The organism is Xanthomonas sp. LMG 12459 (genome assembly GCF_009192905.1).
In the GTDB taxonomy this organism is placed as follows: domain Bacteria; phylum Pseudomonadota; class Gammaproteobacteria; order Xanthomonadales; family Xanthomonadaceae; genus Xanthomonas_A; species Xanthomonas_A sontii.
The window spans coordinates 14578-33503 of record NZ_NSGT01000077.1 but is presented as its reverse complement, the minus strand read 5'-3'; the positions used below and the strand labels follow the sequence as shown (position 1 = coordinate 33503).

Sequence of the window (18926 nt, the reverse complement as noted above, 5' to 3'; positions counted from 1 at the left end):
GCCCGCTTTCCCGGGCCCCGGGAAGACCAAGGAAGAGCGTTCGTGGCTGCTAAAAAACCTGCAAAGAAGGCCGTCCAGGCCGCCAAGAAGCCTGCCAAGCCCGTCGCCAAGAAAGCGACGGTGTCCGCCGCCAGCAAACCACTGAAGAAAGCCGCGCCTGCGAAGGCGGGAGCCAAGGCTGCGCCTGCCAAGCCGGCCAGCAAGGTCGTGGCCAAGAAGCCGGCGGCCAAGCCGGTCGCTGCGGCGCCGGCCAAGTCCGCTCCTGCCAAGAAGGCCCCGGCCAAGACGGCGCCTGCCAAGCCGGTCGCCCCGGCCAAGGCCGCCGTCAAGCCAGCGCCCGCCGCCAAGCCGGCAGCGAAGACGCCAGCGGCCAAGCCTGTGGCCAAGCCCGCGGCCGCTCCCGCCAAATCCAAACCGGCCACCGCCTCTGCCGCACCTGCGGTGACCACCTCCGTACCGAAGTCGGCGCCCAAGCCGGCTGCGGCCAAGCCTGTCCCGGTCAAGCCCGCCGCGCCTGCCGCAGCACCGGCCTCCAAGCCCGTTGCCGCCAAGTCCGTCGCGCCGTCGACCCCGCCACAAAAGAATCCCGTGTCCGTTTCGAAATCCTCCGCGAAAACCCCCACCAAGTCCGAATCCACCCCGAAGGCGCCGGTCGCCAAGCCCACCGGCAAGGTCGCCGTGGCCGTGACCGCCAAGTCCAACACCCCGGCCAAGCCGGCCAAGTACAAGGTGGTCGAGTACAAGACCGACGAGGCCACCGGCCGCCCGATCCTGCCCAAGGGCTACAAGCCGGCGGCGGACGAGGAGTACATGAGCGCGCTGCAGCAGGAGTACTTCCGCCAGCGCCTGCTCACCTGGCGCGCCGACCTGGTCGAGGAATCCAAGCAGACCATCGAGAACCTGCGCGACGAGGTCCGCGACATCGGCGACGAAGCCGAGCGCGCCACTCGCGAAACCGAGAACTCGCTGGAACTGCGGACCCGCGACCGCTACCGCAAGCTGATCGGCAAGATCGACAGTACCCTCAAGCGTCTGGACGCCGGCGACTACGGCTACTGCGTGGACACGGGTGAGGAAATCGGCCTGGAGCGCCTGGAAGCGCGTCTGACCGCCGAGCGCACCATCGACGCGCAGGAGCGTTGGGAACATCTGCAGAAGCAGCAGGGCGACTGAGTCCGCGCCGCCCCGACGTGTCAAGGCAAGGCCCCGCTCGCGCGGGGCTTTGCGTTTTCGGCCCTCCAGTCAGGGCGAGCGTCTGCCGTCTGCTGCCGCGAGTAGCGGTGGTGCCACTCCTGCTGCACGACCGCCCATCGATGCGCGATGCGCAGTCGAGCCCCCGTCCAGCCGCCGCGGCCGTTCGCGGCCGCGTGGGCAGGCTTCCGTTGGCAGGCGGGCCCATGCCGGCATGGACGACGGCGCCCTTCAGCGCACGCCGTTGATCAGGCCGCTTTGCGCGTCCTTGCGCAGTTGCACGCCGGGCAGGGCGAAACTGTCCAGGTCCTGCTTGGTGGCTGCGAGGTCCAGCCCGACGATCGTCGACGTCTCCGGATCGACCTCCAGGCCCAGTGGCATCGCGGCGAACTGCACGTAGTCGCGGCTGACGTTCCATTGCGGCTGCCCGCCGATGGCCTGCAAGACCCGATCGACGGGCGTACCGGCCGGCTGGCCGAGCAACTCGAACGGCAACGGCGCATCTGGAGTGGCGAAGGCGATCAGGTTGGTGACCCGGTCGTTGCGAAAGCGCACTGCCAACTGGCTGTAGCGGAGAGCGGTCGCCGGTCGCGGTTGTTGCGCCAGCAGCGCATTGAACCCGCGCGGGTACAGATACACCACACTGAGCGTGTCCGGATGTGCCGCATCGCTGCGGGTGATGTCCGGCTGGCCCAGTGCGGCCAGCACCTGTTGTTTGCGCATGCCGAGCGCGACTGATCCGAGACGCGCCCACGGGGTGGGCAGGGTGGCCGCGCTGCCGGAGCCTGCAAGGGCCTGATGCAGCGCGTGCGTGCAGGCCGCCGCATCGCTGCCGGCGGCATGGGCCTGCGAGTAGGCCATGCACAGCGCGAGCAGGCCGAACAGCGGGAAGAACCGGGATGCCATGAGAAATCTCCGTGACGGATGATGCGTGGCGAGAACGGGAGCGCTCCCGTCCTCGCCACGGGAGGAGTTAGTTGCCGTGCCAGCCTTCGCGGTGCCCGTAGGCGGTGATGAACGCGTTGCGCTGGTCGCTGCTCAACGATGACCACTGATCGGACGGATTCAGGCCCGAATTGGTGGTGATCGTGGTGATCATCTCCGAGGTCGGATTTTCGCCACTGCGCCTGCAGCGACGCCGCAAGCGCCTACGCGGCGGTTATACATCCGCTGCGTCTTCGGCGCTTCTTCGCTGGAGCACGCCAAGGTCAGGTCCAGGCGACGTACCGTCCAATGCGACGGCGTGTCCATCGTCCCCAGTGCATGGATGTGATAGGCGGGGCAGTCCGCATCTTCCTCTGGGTTGTTCTTGATGTCGCAGTTGCCCTCGATCAGGAAGGTGTTATTCCCTTCGACATCGGTGCGGGTAAATTTCAATGCGGGGCAACTACCGAAGAGCCTAGACAGTGCGAGGTCGTTCTTCAGCACATACGCGATCGCCTGTTCTCCATCTGCGCGGGAAGAGGCTGGATTCGCCTGCAACGATCCTGGCACGGCAATGGCGAATGCCAACGCCATGCCTATGCTCGGTAACCCAAAGACTTTCATGTGGAGAACTTCAATAGGTGGTTGTCTGCCGGGTCGGTGGCGTCGGTGCCTAGTGCGATGCAACTCCGCGCCCGAGTCGAAAGTGGCGTTGCCAGTGGCGCCGTCTCCAGCCATGCCTGGCTTCGGGCGTCCACTGCCGCGTCACGAAAAAGCGAATGTTCCATTCGGCTGATTCCATCCGTGTTTCATATGGGAGCCGCGCGTTTCGAGGCGCGTCCATTTTCTAGAAGCGGGCTGAAACTTAATTCGGAGGAGATAATTTCGGGGCCTTCTTTCGCCTTCCTTTCTGTGTTTGCTGGCTTTCCATCTTGTCTACAAAATGCGTTTTACCGGTACTGGTTGGTGAAAAAAATACGTCATGAAATTCAGTCGCTTGTCATCGGAATTTCAGTGCTGCGAGTGGCTTTGGAAAGGCTTTAAATGCGCCTGTCATGACGGTGTCGCATAATGGCGACTGTGGTATATCGCCATGTCGCCGCCGACAATCAATGTCACTGCTTGAAAATTATTTCCATTATGTATCCTCACTCAGTTCGATAACGGAGCGTCGCGCTTGAACGGTCATGCCGACGTGGCCGGATCGGGTGCGCGCAAACCCCGCCGTCGTTGGCGCTGGCCGATCCTGATCGCCCTGTCACTGCTGGCGGTCGTTGCGCTGGGGCCGCGGGTCAGCGTGGCCTTGCCGCAGGTGGCGGCGCCGGCGGTGCCGCAGGATCCGCTGGCGCTGCAGGCCTGGATCGATGCGCGCGAGCGCGCCACGCCGGGGCTGCGCCCGGACAACCAGGCGCGGATCGTCTGGGCCGATCCGGCGCATCCCGGGCGACGCGCGTGCGCCATGGTCTATCTGCATGGCTTCACCGCCAGCCAGGGCGAGGGCGCGCCCACCCACGTGCGGCTGGCGCGCAGCTTCGGCTGCAATCTGTATCTGCCGCGCCTGCCCGGGCACGGCCTGGTCGCGGCCGACGCGCTGCGCGGCGTCGATGCCGGCCGCCTGCTCGCGGGTGCGGCCGAGGCGCTGGCGGTGACCCGGGTGCTGGGCGACCGGGTGGTGGTGATCGGCAATTCGATGGGCGGTGCGCTGGCGACGCAGGCGGTGGCGGCGAATCCGCGCCAGGTGCAGGCGCTGGTGCTGTGGTCGCCGCTGGTGCGCGAGTACGGCGATCAGCTGCAGCCGATGTTGTGGCCGTGGGGCGCGCAACTGTTGGCGTGGACGCACAACGGTGGCGATCCGATCCTGCGCTATCCGGTCGACAGTGCCTACTGGGCCGACGCCACGCACCTGGACGGCTACCGCGCGCTGGCGGCGCTGACCCGCGGCGGCATGCGGCCGGCGACCTATGCGCGGATCCATGTGCCGGTGTTCCTGGGCTACTACTATCGCGATCCGCAGCACCAGGACCGCACGGTGTCGGTGGCGGCGCTGCAGGCGATGTTCAAGCAGTTGGGAACGCCACCGGCCTTGCGTCAGGCAGTGGACTTTCCTGGGGCGGACAATCACGTGCTGGCTTCGCCGATCCGCTCGCACGCCGTGCCGGCGGTGTTCGCCGCCACCTGCCGGTTCCTGGCGGGGCAGGGCGGCCTGGTGCAGCCGGCCGGCGTGCCGGATTGCGCGCATGCCTGGGCCGACGACGAGGCGCAGGCGCGCGCGGCGACCGCCGCGCGCTGAGCGCGGCCGTTTGCGGCGAATGGAAGGATGACTGGCGCGGTGCGCACGCGCCGGCGCCAGGATGCGTGATGCACGACCGGGCCGGGCTGTCTCGCGTCCGACCCACACTCGCCATCAGTCACCCCTACTGCAGGTCGCGCAGATCCAGATTGCGCAGCTTGGGCGCTTTCCAGCTGGTGACGCCGACCACGCCCAGGGTCACGCAGCCGCCAAGTACCACGGCGGGCACCAACCCGATCAGCCGCGCCATGACACCGTCGTAGAACGCGCCCAGTTCGTTCGACGAGCCGATGAAGATGCCGTTGATCGAGGACACGCGGCCGCGCATCGCGTCCGGCGTGGCCAACTGCAGGATGGTCGAACGCACGATCACCGAGACACCGTCGCACATGCCGTAGGCGAGCAGGATCGCCGCCGACAGCCAGAAGTGCCGCGACAGGCCGAAGGCGATGGTGCACAGGCCGAAGCCGGCCACTGCCAGCAGCAGCACGCGCCCGGCATTGCGCTGCAGCGGGTGCCGTGCCAGCCACACGCCGACCAGGATCGAACCCAGCGCCGGTGCCCCGCGCAGGATGCCCAGCCCCTCGGGGCCGTAGTGCAGGATGTCGTGGATGAACGCTGGCAGCATCGACACCGCGCCGCCCAGCAGCACCGAGAACATGTCCAGGGCCATCGCGCCGAGCATGATCTGGTTGGAGAACACGAACTGCGCGCCTTCGGCGATGCTGCGGAAGATCGGTGCGCGCGGGCCTTCGTGCACCGGCTCGGACACGCGCAGCAGCCACAGCGCCAGCAGCGCCGCGCTCGAGGCGCCGATGGCGGTGCCGTAGGCCAGGCTCTTGCCACCCCAGCCGACCAGCAGGCCGCCCAGCGCCGGGCCGATCACCATGCCGGCCTGGAACGCGACGCTGCCGACGCTGGCGCCGCGCGCATAGGCCTCGCGCGGCAGGACGCGGGCGAACAGCGCGTTGTACACCGGCGACAGGAAGGCGCGCGCGGCGCCGGTCAGGGCGATCGCCGCGTAGATCGGCCACACGCCCTGCGCCGACAGCCAGCCGCGGCTCACCGCCAGCAGGATCGCGGCGGTGGCGACCAGGCCGACGCTGGCGAGCATGCCCAGGTAGCGGCGCGGCAGATGATCGACCAGGTAGCCGGCGAACGGGGCGATGCAGAAGAACGGCAGGATCTCGGCCAGTCCGATCAGCCCCAGCGAGAATGGATCGCGGGTGATCTCGTAGATATGCCAGCCGACCGTGACCGCGACGACCTGATAGGACAGCATCGCCAGGATGCGGTAGGCCAGCACCAGGGTGAAGCCGGGATGCGCCAGCAGCGTGCGCAGGGTCTGCGGGGTGGGCAGCGGCGCGCTCATGCCTGCTGGGCGCGTGCGGTGTCCTGGATGAAGGCCAGCAGCGCGGCCAGGCCGTTGCTGCGGGTCGGCGACAGGTGTTTGCCCAGGCCGATGGCGGCGACGAAGTCCGGCGCGGTGGCGAGGATGTCCGCGGCGCTGCGTCCGGAATAGACCCGCAGCGCCAGATAGATCAGCCCGGAGACGATCGCCGAGTCGCTGATCGCATGGAACACCAGGCGCTCGGCATTGCCCTCGGGCACGATCCACACCATCGACTGGCAGCCGTGCAGACGGTGCTCCTCGGTCTTCCAGTGCTCGGGGAAGGCAGATAGCTTGCGGCCCAGGTCGATTAGGTACTGATAGCGCTCGGACCAGTCGCCGAAGAAGCCGAACTCCTCGGCGATGGCGGCCTGGGCATCGGCGGGCGTGGGTTCGAGCGGAAAGTCGGTATCGGTCATCAGCAATCCAGAATCAAGCGATGTAAAGCCCCTCTCCCTCCGGGAGAGGGGTTGGGGTGAGGGTGCGGGCGAAGCCTCGCGAACTGTCGATGCCATTCGCTCGGCCTCATCTCTCTAGGCTTCGCTCGTACCCTCATCCGCCCCTTCGGGGCACCTTCTCCCGGAGGGAGAAGGGAACAGCCGTGCGCCCTTTTTCTACGAGGGCTCGGTTACCCACGCTTCCAGCGTACGCCCTGTGGCGTGTCCTCCAGGACAATGCCGGCGTCGGCGAGTTCCTGGCGGATGGCGTCGGCGCGGGCGAAGTCGCGGGCCTGCTTGGCATCGCTGCGGGCGTCGATCAGCGCCTGGATGCGGGCGTCGTCGTCGCTGCCGGCACCCTGGAACCAGACCTGGGGATCCTGCTGCAGCAGGCCCAGGGCCAGGCCGGCGCCGAGTAGACGGCCCTTGGCCTGGCGCAGCGTGTCCGCACGTTGCGTGGCATCGGCGGGGTCGGGGGCGCCGGCCGGCGCCGCCTCGCGCAGTGCCTGTCGCGCCTGGGTCGCCAGGCTCGACAGCACCGACAGCGCCAGCGGCGTATTGAGGTCGTCGTCGAGGGCCTCTTCGATCTCGGCCGGAATGACGGCCTCGGCGTCGATGGCTTGCAGATCGCGCAGCGTTCCGTACAGGCCGTCGAGCCGGGCCACCTGGGCCTGGATCAGGGCGTCGGACCAGTCCAGCGGCTGCCGATAGTGGGCACTGAGCAGTGCGCAGCGCAGCGCCTCGGGCGGATGCCGCTCGATCAGATCGTGCACGGTTTCGATGTTGCCCAGCGACTTGCTCATCTTGGCGCCGCTGAAGGTCAGCATGCCGTTGTGCAGCCAGACGCGGGCGAAGGTGGCGCCGCCGTGGGCGCATTCGCTCTGCGCGATCTCGTTCTCGTGGTGCGGGAACTGCAGGTCCACGCCGCCGGCATGGATGTCGATGGTCTGGCCCAGGTGCGCGGCGGCCATCGCCGAGCACTCGATGTGCCAGCCGGGGCGGCCGCGGCCCCAGGGCGAATCCCAGCCCGGCAGGTCGTCGCTTGACGGCTTCCATAGCACGAAGTCGCCGGGGTCGCGCTTGTACGGGGCGACCTCGACGCGGGCGCCGGCCAGCATCTCCTCCGGGTCGCGCCGCGACAGCTTGCCGTAATCGGCGAAGCTGGCCACCGCGAACAGCACGTGGCCCTCGGCGGCATAGGCGTGGCCGCCGGCGATCAGCCGTTCGATCATCGCCACGATGTGCGGGATGTGCGCGGTGGCCGCCGGCTCGATGTCCGGCGGGGTCACGCCCAGCGCGGCCATGTCCTGGCGGTAGATGGCCGCGAAGCGGTCGGTGATGGCCGAGATCGGCACGCCCTGCGCCTGTGCGGCGGCGTTGATCTTGTCGTCCACGTCGGTGATGTTGCGGGCGTAGCGCAGCTTGCCGTAGCGGCGCCGCAGCAGTGCCGCCAGTACGTCGAACACCACCGGGCCGCGGGCGTTACCGATGTGCGCGTAGTTGTAGACGGTGGGGCCGCAGACGTAGAGCGTCGGGCCGGCCACCGGATCGAGCGGTTCGAAGGCGTCGACCCGGCGGGTCAGGTTGTTGTGCAGGCGCAGGCTCATCGGCATCGGCGGTGGGGAAACCGTCCGATTCTACCGGCAGCCGTCGCCAGGCGGGCGCGCGTCGCGCCTGTCGGCTCGCGTTCAGCCCGACGCAAGCCGCCATGCCTACACTCATTGGTCTGCCCTTGCGAAGCTGCTGCCGATGCGCCCGAACCCGTTGTTGCCGCTGGTCGGCATCCTTGCCTGCGCCGCCGCGCCGGCCTGGGCGCAGGACTCCGAGGCGCGCAATCGGGTGGTGGTGATCGAGAACGTCAAGCTGGACTACGCCCAGGTGCTGAACGTGGAGCCGGTCTACCAGACCCTGCGCGCCACCCGCACCGAGCAGCAATGCGACCCGGCTCCCGCGCCGGCCCCGACGGCGCCGGCGCCCAAGCCGGCCGAGGACGACAGCCGCTTGAACCGGCTGATGGATTCGGTGAAGGACATCTTCAGCCGCCGCCACGAGGAGCCGGCACCGCAGACGGCTGCGCCGGCCGCGGCGCCGCAGGGCGGACGCAACTGCCGGATGGTCGAGGTCGGCCGCGAGTTCCGCCGGCCCATCGCCTACGACGTGGACTATGTCTACAAGGGCACCAAGTACCGCTCGCGGCTGCCCGAGGATCCGGGCAACCGCCTGCGTATCCGCGTCTCGGTGGCGCCGTACGTGCCCGACGCGGTGGTGGTGCCCCCGCGCTGAGCGCCGCGCGCGCTTGCGCCTGTGGCGTGCGCGTGCGAGGATGCGCGCCGATGAAAGCGAACCTGCCCCAGCACGATCTCAGCGCCGCACGCATGGCCTCGGGCATGACGTCGCGCGCGCGTCGACCGGAATCCCACATTCTCGCTGGGTAACCGGAGCGTCGTGCCGTTCGTTCTGAAAACCCAGCCCGAGGCTGGGTTTTTTCGTTTTCATCGGCCGGAAAAGTTTCACCCGTAAAGAACAACCCCACAGCACCTCCCGCGCGTCCCGCGTCCCCACCGCTGCAAAGGATCGATCGATGTCTCTGAAGCACTTCTTGAACACCCAGGACTGGAGCCGCGCCGAGCTCGACGCGCTGCTGACCCAGGCGGCGCTGTTCAAGCGCAACCGTCTCGGCAGCGAACTGAAGGGCAAGTCGATCGCGCTGGTGTTCTTCAACCCGTCTATGCGCACCCGCACCAGCTTCGAGCTGGGCGCGTTCCAGTTGGGCGGCCACGCGGTGGTGCTGCAGCCGGGCAAGGACGCGTGGCCGATCGAGTTCGACCTGGGCACGGTGATGGACGGCGACACCGAAGAGCACATCGCCGAGGTGGCGCGGGTGCTGGGTCGCTATGTGGACCTGATCGGCGTGCGCGCGTTCCCGAAGTTCGTCGACTGGGCCAAGGACCGCGAGGACGTGGTGTTGAAGAGCTTCGCCAAGTACTCGCCGGTGCCGGTGATCAACATGGAGACCATCACCCATCCCTGCCAGGAGCTGGCGCATGCGCTGGCGCTGCAGGAGCACTTCGGCACCCGCGACCTGCGCGGCAAGAAGTACGTGCTGACCTGGACCTACCATCCCAAGCCGCTGAACACCGCGGTGGCCAATTCCGCACTGACCATCGCGACCCGCCTGGGCATGGACGTGACCCTGCTGTGCCCGACCCCCGACTACGTGCTCGACGAGCGCTATATGGGCTGGGCCGCGCAGAACGTGGCCGAGAGCGGCGGTTCGCTGAGCGTCAGCCACGACATCGACAGTGCCTACGCCGGCGCCGACGTGGTCTATGCCAAGAGCTGGGGCGCGCTGCCGTTCTTCGGCAACTGGGGCCCGGAGAAGCCGATCCGCGACCAGTACCAGCACTTCATCGTCGACGAACGCAAGATGGCGCTGACCAACAACGGCGTGTTCTCGCACTGCCTGCCGCTGCGCCGCAACGTCAAGGCCACCGACGCGGTGATGGATTCGCCCAACTGCATCGCCATCGACGAGGCCGAGAACCGCCTGCATGTGCAGAAGGCGATCATGGCGGCGCTGGCTGGCCAGGGCCGCCGGGATTCGTGATTCGGGATTGGGGATTCGCAACATCGGCTTCCCTATCCGTTCTTACTTTAGTCAACCGCAGAGAGACTCCCCCATGTCGCAGCAATCCGCTTCCACGAATCCCGACTCCCCAATCCCGAATCCCGGCCGCAAGGACATCGTCCTCGCCTTCTCCGGCGGCCTCGACACCAGCTTCTGCATTCCCTACCTGCAGGCCAAGGGGTATGCGGTGCACACCGTGTTCGCCGATACCGGCGGCGTGGACGCCGAGGAGCGCGACTTCATCGAGAAGCGCGCGGCGGAACTGGGTGCGGCCAGCCACGTCACCGTCGACGGCGGCCCGGCGATCTGGGCCGGCTTTGTCAAGCCGTTCGTGTGGGCCGGCGAGGGCTACCAGGGCCAGTATCCGCTGCTGGTGTCCGACCGCTACCTGATCGTCGATGCCGCGCTCAAGCGCGCCGAGGAGCTGGGCACCAAGACCATCGCCCACGGCTGCACCGGCATGGGCAACGACCAGGTGCGCTTCGACCTGGCGGTCAAGGCGCTGGGCGACTACGAGATCGTCGCGCCGATCCGCGAGATCCAGAAGGAACACACCCAGACCCGCGCCTACGAGCAGAAGTACCTGGAGGAGCGCGGCTTCGGCGTGCGTGCCAAGCAGCAGGCCTACACCATCAATGAGAACCTGCTCGGCCTGACCATGTCCGGCGGCGAGATCGACCGCTGGGAAGCGCCGGGCGAGGGCGCCCGCGGCTGGTGCGCGCCGCGCAGCGCGTGGCCGACCGAGCCGCTGACGGTGAAGCTGAAGTTCGTGCAGGGCGAGGCGGTCGAACTCGACGGCAAGGCGCTGCCGGGCGAACAGATCCTGGCCAGGCTCAACAAGCTGTTCGCGCCCTACGGCGTGGGCCGCGGCGTGTACACCGGCGACACCGTGATCGGCCTGAAGGGCCGCATCGTGTTCGAGGCGCCGGGCCTGGTGGCGCTGCTGGCCGCGCACCGCGCGCTGGAGGATGCGGTGCTGACCAAGCAGCAGAACCGCTTCAAGCCGGACGTGGCGCGCAAGTGGGTGGAGCTGGTCTATGAAGGCTTCTACCACGACCCGCTGAAGACCGACCTGGAAGCCTTCCTGAAGTCGTCGCAGGCCATGGTCAACGGCGAGGTGACGCTGGAGACCCGCGGCGGCCGCGTCGACGCGGTGGCGGTGAAGTCGCCGCACCTGCTCAACGCCAAGGGCGCGACCTACGCGCAGTCGGCGGACTGGGGCGTGGCCGAGGCCGAGGGCTTCATCAAGCTGTTCGGGATGAGTTCGACGCTGTACGCGCAGGTCAACCGCTGACGCGTAAAGCCCCTCTCCCTTTGGGAGAGGGGTTGGGGTGAGGGTCCGGGCGAAGCCTCGCACCAGTTGGTTGCGCGAGCTTCGCCAGGATCTTCATCCGCTAGCGCGATCAGCTTTACCAGGCTTCGCCCGTACCCTCATCCGCCCCCTTCGGGGGCACCTTCTCCCGGTGGGAGAAGGGGGCCACTGCGATGGAACCCATGCAAGCACTGCGCATCAGCACCGACAAGCAGGAACTGGATCTGCCGTTGATCCATCGCTTCCTCAGCGAGCAGGCCTATTGGAGCCTGGGCATCCCGCTGGACACGGTGCAGCGGGCGATCGCCGGTTCGCTGTGCTTCGGCGGCCATCTCGATGGCGTCGGGCAGGTGGCGTTCGCCCGGGTGATCACCGACGGCGCGATTTTCGCCTATCTCGCCGACGTGTTCGTGCTCGACGCCTATCGCGGCCGCGGCTACGGCAAGCAGCTGGTGGCGGCGGTGATGGCCCACCCGCAGCTGCAAGGCCTGCGTCGCTTCATGCTCGCCACCTCCGATGCGCATGCGCTGTACGCCCAGTATGGGTTCGCCGCGCCGGCGCGGCCGCAGTCGTTGATGGAAATCGCCTATCCCGATCTCTACCGCACCAGCACCACGGCAGCCTGACACACCATGACCGATCTGCTCGAATCCACCCTGACCCACCTGAAAGAACTGGTGTCCTTCGACACCCGCAATCCGCCGCGGGCGATCGGGACCGATGGCATCTTCGACTACATCCGCGCACAGCTGCCCGGCTTCGCGGTGGAGGTGATCGACCACGGCGCCGGCGCGGTCAGCCTGTACGCGGTACGCGGCACGCCGAGGTACCTGTTCAACGTGCACCTGGACACAGTGCCGGATTCGCCGCACTGGAGCGCCGATCCGCACGTCATGCGGCGCCTGGACGATCGCGTGGTCGGCCTGGGCGTGTGCGACATCAAGGGCGCGGCGGCGGCGCTGCTGGCCGCGGCCAATGCCGGCGACGGCGATGCCGCGTTCCTGTTCTCCAGCGACGAGGAAGCCAACGACCCGCGCTGCATCGCTGCGTTCCTGGCCCGCGGTATTCCCTATGAAGCGGTGCTGGTGGCCGAGCCGACCATGAGCGAGGCGGTGCTGGCGCATCGCGGCATCAGTTCGGTGCTGATGCGCTTCGCCGGCCGCGCCGGCCATGCCTCCGGCAAGCAGGACGCGGCGGCCAGCGCGCTGCACCAGGCGATGCGCTGGGGCGGCCGTGCGCTGGACCACGTGGAGTCGCTGGCGCACGCGCGCTTCGGCGGGCTGACCGGACTGCGCTTCAACATCGGCCGAGTCGAGGGCGGGATCAAGGCCAACATGATCGCGCCGGCGGCGGAGCTGCGCTTCGGTTTCCGGCCGCTGCCGTCGATGGATGTGGATGCGTTGCTGGCGACCTTCGCCGGCTTCGCCGAGCCGGCCTCGGCGCATTTCGAGGAGACCTTCCGCGGGCCGAGCCTGCCGTCGGGAGACATTGCGCGCGCCGAGGACAAGCGCCTGGCCGCGCGCGACGTCGCCGATGCGCTGGAGCTGCCGATCGGCAACGCGGTGGACTTCTGGACCGAGGCCTCGCTGTTCTCCGCCGGCGGCTACACCGCGCTGGTCTACGGCCCGGGCGACATCGCCCAGGCGCATACCGCCGACGAGTTCGTGACGCTGGAGCAACTGCAGCGCTACGCCGCCTCGGTGCATCGCATCATCAACGGCCCGCGCTGAGCCGCGCGCCTTCCCTCGTCGCCCGGACCGATCCTGCGATCGGCTCCACCCTGGATTCCTTCGGACATCGCCCCACGCCATGCACGCCAACCGCCAAACCCGCCAGACCATCGTGCGCCTGCTCTCGAGCATGGCCAGCGCGAAGGAGATCAGCCAGTACCTCAAGCGCTTCTCGCAGCTGGACGCCAAGCGCTTCGCCGTGGTCAAGGTCGGCGGCGCGGTGCTGCGCGACGACCTGGAGGCGCTGACCTCCTCGCTGTCGTTCCTGCAGGAAGTGGGCCTGACCCCGATCGTGCTGCACGGCGCCGGCCCGCAGCTGGACGCGGAGCTGTCCGCCGCCGGCATCGACAAGCAGACCGTCAACGGCCTGCGGGTGACCTCGCCGGAAGCGCTGGCGATCGTGCGCCGGGTGTTCCAGGCTTCCAATCTGAAGCTGGTCGAGGCGCTGCAGCAGAACGGCGCACGCGCTACCTCGATCACCGGCGGCGTGTTCGAGGCGCAGTACCTGGACCGCGATACCTACGGGCTGGTCGGCGAGGTCACCGCGGTGAACCTGGCGCCGATCGAGGCCAGCCTGCAGGCCGGCTCGATCCCGGTCATCACCAGCCTGGGCGAGACCCCCAGCGGCCAGATCCTCAATATCAACGCCGATTTCGCCGCCAACGAACTGGTGCAGGAACTGCAGCCGTACAAGATCATCTTCCTCACCGGCACCGGCGGCCTGCTCGACGAACAGGGCCGGGTGATCGATTCGATCAACCTGTCCACCGAGTACGACCACTTGATCGCGCAGCCGTGGATTCATGGCGGCATGAAGGTCAAGATCGAGCAGATCAAGGACCTGCTGGACCGGCTGCCGCTGGAGTCGTCGGTGTCGATCACGCGCCCGGCCGACCTGGCCAAGGAACTGTTCACCCACAAGGGCTCGGGTACCCTGGTGCGGCGCGGCGAGAAGGTGCTGCGCGCCACGGCGTGGAGCGAGCTGGACCTGCCGCGGCTGAAGACCCTGATCGAATCCAGTTTCGGCCGCACCCTGGTGCCGGACTATTTCGACACCACCAGGCTACTGCGCGCCTACGTCAGCGAGAACTACCGCACAGCGGTGATCCTCACCGACGAGGGTGGCTATACCTACCTGGACAAGTTCGCGGTGCTCGACGACGCGCAGGGCGAGGGCCTGGGGCGCGCGGTGTGGAACGTGATGCGCGAGGAGACGCCGCAGTTGTTCTGGCGTTCGCGCCACAACAACCAGGTCAACATCTTCTACTACGCCGAGTCCGACGGCTGTTTCAAGCAGGAGAAGTGGAAGGTGTTCTGGTACGGCCTGGAGACCTTCGAGCAGATCCAGCACTGCGTGGCGCATTGCGCGACGCGCACGCCGACCCTGCAGGGTTGAGCGGCGCCTTCGTCATGACCGTTCCCATTTCCAGCATCGATCCCGTGCTGCCCGATGTCTGGCGCCACGTGCCCACACTGCGCGGGCGCCACGTCAGCCTGGAGCCGCTGCAGGCGGCGCATGCCGAGGGCCTGCGCGCCGCGCTGCGCGGCAGCGGCCTGGACGCGCTGTGGTACACCAATGTGCCGGCACCGGAGCGGGTGGACGCCTACGTCGCTGCCGCGCTGGAGGTGCAGGCGCTGGGCCGGGTGCTGCCGTTCGTGGTGCGCGATGCGCAGGGCGAGATCGTCGGCAGCACGCGCTTCTACGGCCTGGATCCGCAGGTGCCGACGCTGTCGATCGGCTACACCTGGTATGCGCCGCGGGTGCAGCGCAGCGGCCTGAACACCGAGGCCAAGCTGCTGCTGCTCGGGCATGCCTTCGACACGCTCGGCTGCCTCAGCGTGGTGTTCGAGACCAGCTGGTTCAACCATGCCTCGCGCACCGCGATCGCGCGGCTCGGGGCCAAGCAGGACGGCGTGCTGCGCAACCACAAGCGCCATGCCGACGGCACCCCGCGCGACACCGTCATCTTCTCCATCATCGATACGGAATGGGCCGGGGTGAAACGCCACCTGCAGTTCCGGCTGGATTCGCACGCATGAACACTCTCATTCATTCCATCGGCATCGTTGGCGCCCGCGGCCACACCGGCGCCGAACTGATCCGCCTGATCGCCGCGCATCCGCAGTTGCGGCTGGCCTTCCTGTCCTCGCGCGAGCTGGACGGGCAGCGTGTCGATGCGCACCACGACGCTTACGAAGGCGAGCTGCGCTACGAGAATCTCGACCCGGACGCGGTGGCGGCCAAGCGCGCCGACGTGGTGGTGCTGGCGCTGCCCAACGGCAAGGCCGCGCCCTACGTGGCGGCGCTGGATGCGGCGGTCGCCGCCGGTGCGCCCGACCCGATCGTGGTCGATCTGTCCGCCGACTACCGCTTCGACCCGGCCTGGTACTACGGCCTGCCGGAACTGACCCGTGCCGGCTATGCCGGGCAGCGCCGCATCAGCAATCCGGGCTGCTACGCCACCGCGATGCAGCTGGCGATCGCGCCGCTGCGCGAGCAACTCGCCGGGCCGCCGCAGTGCTTCGGCGTGTCCGGCTATTCCGGTGCCGGCACCACGCCGTCGGACAAGAACAACCCGGGGCTGCTGCGCGACAACCTGATGCCGTACGCGTTGACCGACCATATGCACGAGCGCGAGGTGTCCGCGCAGCTCGGCGTGCCGGTGGAATTCATGCCGCACGTGGCGCCGCATTTCCGCGGCATCACCATGACCGTGAACCTGTGGCTGCAGCAGCCGCTCAAGCTGGACGCGGTGCAGCAGCTGTATCGCACGCGCTATGCCGATGAGCCGCTGATCGAGGTGATCGACGAGGCACCCTGGGTCAGCCGCATCGCCGGCCGCCACGGCGTGCAGCTCGGCGGCTTCACCCTGGCCCCGGGCAACAAGCGGCTGGTGCTGGTGGCCACGCTCGACAACCTGCTCAAGGGCGCCGCGACGCAGGCGATGCAGAACCTCAACCTGGCGCTGGGCGTGGACGAACTGACGTCGATCCCGCGGATGGACGCGCCGCAGTAGGGTGCCACCTCAGCGCGGCATCCATCACCGCCGCAGCGCGCCGCTTCCCGAATCCCCAATCCCCATTCCCCAATCCCGGCTCTCCAATGACCAATCTCCTCTGGCAGAAACCCGGCGTCGCCGTCGACACGCAGATCCAGGCCTTCCTGGCCGGCGACGACGTGCTCCTGGACCGCGAGTTCTTCCTGCACGACATCGCCGCCAGCGGCGCGCACGCCGAAGGCCTGCAGCGCATCGGCATCCTGTCTGCCGACGAACTGGCCGGGCTGCAGCGCGAGTTGGCGGTGCTGGCCGAGGATTTCCGCAGCGGCGCGTTCGTGCTGGATGCGCGCTTCGAGGACGGGCACTCGGCGATCGAGGCGCGGCTGACCGAACGCCTGGGCGATGCCGGGCGCAAGATCCACACCGGACGCAGCCGCAACGACCAGATCCTGGTGGCCACCCGGCTGTGGCTGAAGGACAAGCTGGCGCGGCTGGCGCAACTGAGCGCGGAGATCGCCAAGGTGGCGCTGGACCGTGCGCGGGCCGAGCGCGACCTGCCGGTGCCCGGCTACACCCACATCCAGCGCGCCGTGGTGTCCTCGGCGGGCATGTGGTGGGCGGGCTGGGCCGAGGCCTTCATCGACGACGCGCTGCGCGCCCGCGACACCCTGCGCCTGGTCGACTGCAATCCGCTGGGCACCGCCGCCGGCTACGGCGTCAACCTGCCGCTGGACCGTGCGCACACCACCGCCGCGCTGGGCTTCGCGCGCCTGCAGGTCAGCCCGATCTACGCGCAGCTCTCGCGCGGCAAGTTCGAGATGGCCGCGCTGGAAGCGCTGGGCAGCGCCACCCTGGATCTGCGCCGCCTGGCCTGGGATCTGTCGCTGTTCACCAGCGGCGAATTCGGTTTCGTCGCGCTGCCGGCGCAGTACACCACCGGCAGCTCGATCATGCCCAACAAGCGCAACCCGGACGTGATCGAGCTGATGCGCGCCACCCACGCCAGCGTGGCCGCGGCGCGTACCGAGATCGAACAGTTGCTGTCGTTGCCGTCCGGTTATCACCGCGATCTGCAGAGCAGCAAGGGTGCGATCTTCCACGGTTTCGGCCGCGGCCTGGCCGCGCTGGAGCTGCTGCCGGCGCTGCTGGCCAACCTGGAGTGGCGCGAGGACAGGCTGCGCGCGGCGATCGATTCGGGCATGTACGCCACCGACGTGGCGGTGGAAGCCGCGGTGGCCGGCGTGCCGTTCCGCGAGGCCTATCAGGCCGCCGCCGCATCCGCCGACAGCGCAGGGCAGGGGCGTACGCCGGAAGGCAGCCTGGCCGCGCGGGTCTCGCCGGGCGCCGCCGCCGATCTGCGCCTGGACGAGCTGCAGGCGCGTTGGCGCGCGCTGGACGCTTGATTGCCTGTGGGAGGGGCTTCAGCCGCGACGCCTCGGCGCTAACGCGTCGGGGCTGAAGCCCCTCCCACAAAAAGCGTTCGCTGCGACGCCGAACATGCAAACCGATTGCAGAAGGAACCCCGTACGATGAAGCACTACCTGGTTTTGGCGATGCGCAAACCGAACTTCGACGAGCGCGTGGTCGCGCCGCATCAGGCCTTCCTCGACGACCTGCGCGCACGCGGCCTGCTGGCGCTGACCGGCGGCTTCAGCGATCGCAGCGGCGGCGCCTACCTGCTGCAGGGCGTGGACGACCTGGCGCAGGCGCAGGCGATCGTCGCCGCCGATCCGCTGGCGATCCACGGCAGCTCCGACCTCACCGTCTACGAATGGAACACGCGCTGATCCCATGACCTCGCAGACGCCATCGCCCTTCGTCGAACAACGCCTGCCGCCGTGGCGGCGCGCAGTGCTCAAGGTCGGCAGCAGCCTGTTGGCCGCCGACGGCGGCGGGCTCACGCCGCGCTTCGCGCTGGGCCTGGCGCAGTTCGTCTCGGCCAACCTGGCGGCCGGGCGCGAACTGGTGATCGTGTCCTCCGGCGCGGTCGCCGCGGGCCGCGCCATCGTGCCCAAGGCCGCCGAGGCCGGTGCGGCGCTGGCGGCACGGCAGGCGCTGGCCGCGCTCGGCCAGGCACAGTTGATCGCGCTTTGGCAGCGCTTCTTCGAGCGGCCGGTGGCGCAGGTGCTGCTGACCCACGACGACCTGCGCAACCGTCGCCGCTACCTCAACGCGCGCGCCACGCTGGGCGAACTGTTGCGGCTGGGCGCGCTGCCGGTGGTCAACGAGAACGACACCGTCTCGGTGGACGAGCTCAAGCTCGGCGACAACGACAATCTGGCCGCGATCGTCGCCGCCCTGGTCGACGCCGATGCGCTGTTCATCGCCACCGATATCGACGGCCTGTACACCGCCGACCCGCGCCGCGACCCGCAGGCACAACCGCTGCACGAGGTGCAGGAACTGAGCGCGGCGGTGCTGGCCATGGCCGGCGGCAGCGGCAGCGGCGTGGGCACCGGCGGCATGCGCACCAAACTGGAGGCCGCGGCCAAGGCCGGCGCCGCCGGCATCGAGACCTATCTGTTCAACGGCCGCAGCGCCGAGGTGCTGCGCGGCTTGGCCCAGGACAGCCTGCGCGGCACGCGCATCCATGCCGCACGCACCCGCATCGCCGCACGCAAGTACTGGCTGCGTCACGTGCCGGTGGAACCGGGAGCGATCCTGGTCGATGCCGGTGCTGCCGCCGCGCTGCTCGACAAGGGCGCCTCGTTGCTGCCGGGCGGCGTCGCCGGCGCCGTGGGCGAGTTCCGCCGCGGCGACATGGTGGAAGTGCGCCTGCGCGACGCAGCCGGGGAACGCTGCCTGGCGCGCGGGGTCAGCCAGTACGCGGCGGTGGACATCCGCCGCATCGCCGGCCGCCACTCGCGCGACATCGAGGCGATCCTGGGCTACAACTATGGCGAGAACGTGATCCATCGCGACGATCTGGTGGTGGTGCGGGAATCGGGAGTCGGCAATGGGGAGTCGGCGTAATCGCGCCCGCCCCGCGCCGGCCGCGTCTGCGCCGCAAGGCCGGCACCTGCAT

General features: G+C 68.7%; 19 protein-coding genes. 13 read left to right on the top strand and 6 right to left on the bottom strand.

The genetic code is table 11. The features are described from left to right. Positions 1 to 42 precede the first annotated feature (42 nt). Positions 43 to 1173 (top strand): RNA polymerase-binding protein DksA, encoded by a 1131-nt coding sequence (gene dksA / locus CEK65_RS15955; RefSeq protein WP_152182313.1) that lies wholly within the window; start codon positions 43 to 45, stop codon positions 1171 to 1173. 249 nt (positions 1174 to 1422) lie between these two features. Here the strand turns inward: dksA and CEK65_RS15950 are convergent, their stop codons facing one another. The 3 genes from CEK65_RS15950 to CEK65_RS15945 form a co-directional block, all read right to left on the bottom strand. Next, positions 1423 to 2097, bottom strand: coding sequence for a secreted signal peptide protein (locus CEK65_RS15950; protein ID WP_152182312.1), 675 nt, complete (start codon positions 2095 to 2097; stop codon positions 1423 to 1425). Positions 2098 to 2164: 67 nt separating this feature from the next. Further along, positions 2165 to 2290 (bottom strand): hypothetical protein, encoded by a 126-nt coding sequence (locus CEK65_RS21310; protein WP_255424537.1) that lies wholly within the window; start codon positions 2288 to 2290, stop codon positions 2165 to 2167. Then, entirely contained in the window at positions 2287 to 2709 is a 423-nt protein-coding gene (locus CEK65_RS15945) for a hypothetical protein (protein WP_226980602.1), read from the bottom strand. Before CEK65_RS15945 ends, CEK65_RS21310 begins: the two co-directional genes overlap by 4 nt. Positions 2710 to 3292: 583 nt before the next feature. On the opposite strand from CEK65_RS15945, the gene CEK65_RS15940 reads away from it, so the two are divergent. Further along, on the top strand, positions 3293 to 4405 hold the full coding sequence (locus CEK65_RS15940) for an alpha/beta hydrolase (RefSeq protein ID WP_153752624.1): 1113 nt from the start codon (positions 3293 to 3295) through the stop codon (positions 4403 to 4405). Between the two features lie 124 nt (positions 4406 to 4529). Here CEK65_RS15940 and CEK65_RS15935 read toward each other — a convergent pair whose 3' ends face one another. From CEK65_RS15935 to cysS, 3 genes are all read right to left on the bottom strand, one after another. Further along, on the bottom strand, positions 4530 to 5777 hold the full coding sequence (locus CEK65_RS15935) for an MFS transporter (protein ID WP_152182311.1): 1248 nt from the start codon (positions 5775 to 5777) through the stop codon (positions 4530 to 4532). Continuing rightward, positions 5774 to 6214 carry a SufE family protein gene (locus tag CEK65_RS15930; RefSeq protein ID WP_152182310.1) on the bottom strand — a complete coding sequence of 147 codons (441 nt, stop codon included), beginning with the start codon at positions 6212 to 6214 and terminating at the stop codon, positions 5774 to 5776. The genes CEK65_RS15935 and CEK65_RS15930 overlap by 4 nt, the downstream gene beginning before the upstream one ends. Before the next feature lie 209 nt (positions 6215 to 6423). Then, a complete protein-coding gene (gene cysS / locus CEK65_RS15925) occupies positions 6424 to 7839 on the bottom strand; it encodes a cysteine--tRNA ligase (protein WP_193314811.1) in 1416 nt (471 codons plus the stop codon). A 142-nt stretch (positions 7840 to 7981) separates the two neighbouring features. Between cysS and CEK65_RS15920 the strand changes: the two genes are divergently transcribed. From CEK65_RS15920 to proB, 11 genes are all read left to right on the top strand, one after another. Further along, entirely contained in the window at positions 7982 to 8515 is a 534-nt protein-coding gene (locus CEK65_RS15920; RefSeq protein WP_150409058.1) for a hypothetical protein, read from the top strand. A 298-nt stretch (positions 8516 to 8813) separates the two neighbouring features. Continuing rightward, on the top strand, positions 8814 to 9839 hold the full coding sequence (locus CEK65_RS15915; protein ID WP_152182308.1) for an N-acetylornithine carbamoyltransferase: 1026 nt from the start codon (positions 8814 to 8816) through the stop codon (positions 9837 to 9839). Between the two features lie 73 nt (positions 9840 to 9912). Further along, complete coding sequence (locus CEK65_RS15910; RefSeq protein WP_152182307.1) at positions 9913 to 11154, top strand: argininosuccinate synthase; 1242 nt, start codon at positions 9913 to 9915, stop codon at positions 11152 to 11154. A 191-nt stretch (positions 11155 to 11345) separates the two neighbouring features. Then, complete coding sequence (locus tag CEK65_RS15905; RefSeq protein WP_152182306.1) at positions 11346 to 11798, top strand: GNAT family N-acetyltransferase; 453 nt, start codon at positions 11346 to 11348, stop codon at positions 11796 to 11798. Positions 11799 to 11804: 6 nt separating this feature from the next. After that, positions 11805 to 12902: an acetylornithine deacetylase gene (locus CEK65_RS15900; protein ID WP_152182305.1), complete on the top strand. Its 1098-nt coding sequence runs from the start codon at positions 11805 to 11807 to the stop codon at positions 12900 to 12902. Between the two features lie 79 nt (positions 12903 to 12981). Next, a complete protein-coding gene (locus CEK65_RS15895; RefSeq protein WP_152182304.1) occupies positions 12982 to 14298 on the top strand; it encodes an acetylglutamate kinase in 1317 nt (438 codons plus the stop codon). A 14-nt stretch (positions 14299 to 14312) separates the two neighbouring features. Beyond that, entirely contained in the window at positions 14313 to 14942 is a 630-nt protein-coding gene (locus CEK65_RS15890) for a GNAT family protein (RefSeq protein WP_152182303.1), read from the top strand. Next, positions 14939 to 15919 carry an N-acetyl-gamma-glutamyl-phosphate reductase gene (argC, locus tag CEK65_RS15885; RefSeq protein WP_152182302.1) on the top strand — a complete coding sequence of 327 codons (981 nt, stop codon included), beginning with the start codon at positions 14939 to 14941 and terminating at the stop codon, positions 15917 to 15919. The genes CEK65_RS15890 and argC overlap by 4 nt, the downstream gene beginning before the upstream one ends. Before the next feature lie 86 nt (positions 15920 to 16005). Next, on the top strand, positions 16006 to 17304 hold the full coding sequence (gene argH / locus CEK65_RS15880) for an argininosuccinate lyase (protein WP_152182301.1): 1299 nt from the start codon (positions 16006 to 16008) through the stop codon (positions 17302 to 17304). A 126-nt stretch (positions 17305 to 17430) separates the two neighbouring features. Next, positions 17431 to 17688: a YciI family protein gene (locus CEK65_RS15875; protein ID WP_152182300.1), complete on the top strand. Its 258-nt coding sequence runs from the start codon at positions 17431 to 17433 to the stop codon at positions 17686 to 17688. 4 nt (positions 17689 to 17692) lie between these two features. Then, entirely contained in the window at positions 17693 to 18874 is a 1182-nt protein-coding gene (gene proB / locus CEK65_RS15870; RefSeq protein WP_150409052.1) for a glutamate 5-kinase, read from the top strand. Positions 18875 to 18926: the final 52 nt, after the last annotated feature.

Coding starts and splice junctions, on each gene's coding strand:
- CEK65_RS15920 (WP_150409058.1), top strand. CDS start 7,982: ATGCGCCCGAACCCGTTGTTGCCGCTGGTCGGCATCCTTGCCTGCGCC.
- CEK65_RS15910 (WP_152182307.1), top strand. CDS start 9,913: ATGTCGCAGCAATCCGCTTCCACGAATCCCGACTCCCCAATCCCGAAT.
- CEK65_RS15915 (WP_152182308.1), top strand. CDS start 8,814: ATGTCTCTGAAGCACTTCTTGAACACCCAGGACTGGAGCCGCGCCGAG.
- CEK65_RS15875 (WP_152182300.1), top strand. CDS start 17,431: ATGAAGCACTACCTGGTTTTGGCGATGCGCAAACCGAACTTCGACGAG.
- CEK65_RS15895 (WP_152182304.1), top strand. CDS start 12,982: ATGCACGCCAACCGCCAAACCCGCCAGACCATCGTGCGCCTGCTCTCG.
- CEK65_RS15945 (WP_226980602.1), bottom strand. CDS start 2,709: ATGGCGTTGGCATTCGCCATTGCCGTGCCAGGATCGTTGCAGGCGAAT.
- CEK65_RS15890 (WP_152182303.1), top strand. CDS start 14,313: ATGACCGTTCCCATTTCCAGCATCGATCCCGTGCTGCCCGATGTCTGG.
- argC (WP_152182302.1), top strand. CDS start 14,939: ATGAACACTCTCATTCATTCCATCGGCATCGTTGGCGCCCGCGGCCAC.
- CEK65_RS15935 (WP_152182311.1), bottom strand. CDS start 5,777: ATGAGCGCGCCGCTGCCCACCCCGCAGACCCTGCGCACGCTGCTGGCG.
- cysS (WP_193314811.1), bottom strand. CDS start 7,839: ATGAGCCTGCGCCTGCACAACAACCTGACCCGCCGGGTCGACGCCTTC.
- CEK65_RS15900 (WP_152182305.1), top strand. CDS start 11,805: ATGACCGATCTGCTCGAATCCACCCTGACCCACCTGAAAGAACTGGTG.
- argH (WP_152182301.1), top strand. CDS start 16,006: ATGACCAATCTCCTCTGGCAGAAACCCGGCGTCGCCGTCGACACGCAG.
- proB (WP_150409052.1), top strand. CDS start 17,693: ATGACCTCGCAGACGCCATCGCCCTTCGTCGAACAACGCCTGCCGCCG.
- CEK65_RS15930 (WP_152182310.1), bottom strand. CDS start 6,214: ATGACCGATACCGACTTTCCGCTCGAACCCACGCCCGCCGATGCCCAG.
- CEK65_RS15905 (WP_152182306.1), top strand. CDS start 11,346: ATGGAACCCATGCAAGCACTGCGCATCAGCACCGACAAGCAGGAACTG.
- CEK65_RS21310 (WP_255424537.1), bottom strand. CDS start 2,290: ATGATCACCACGATCACCACCAATTCGGGCCTGAATCCGTCCGATCAG.
- CEK65_RS15950 (WP_152182312.1), bottom strand. CDS start 2,097: ATGGCATCCCGGTTCTTCCCGCTGTTCGGCCTGCTCGCGCTGTGCATG.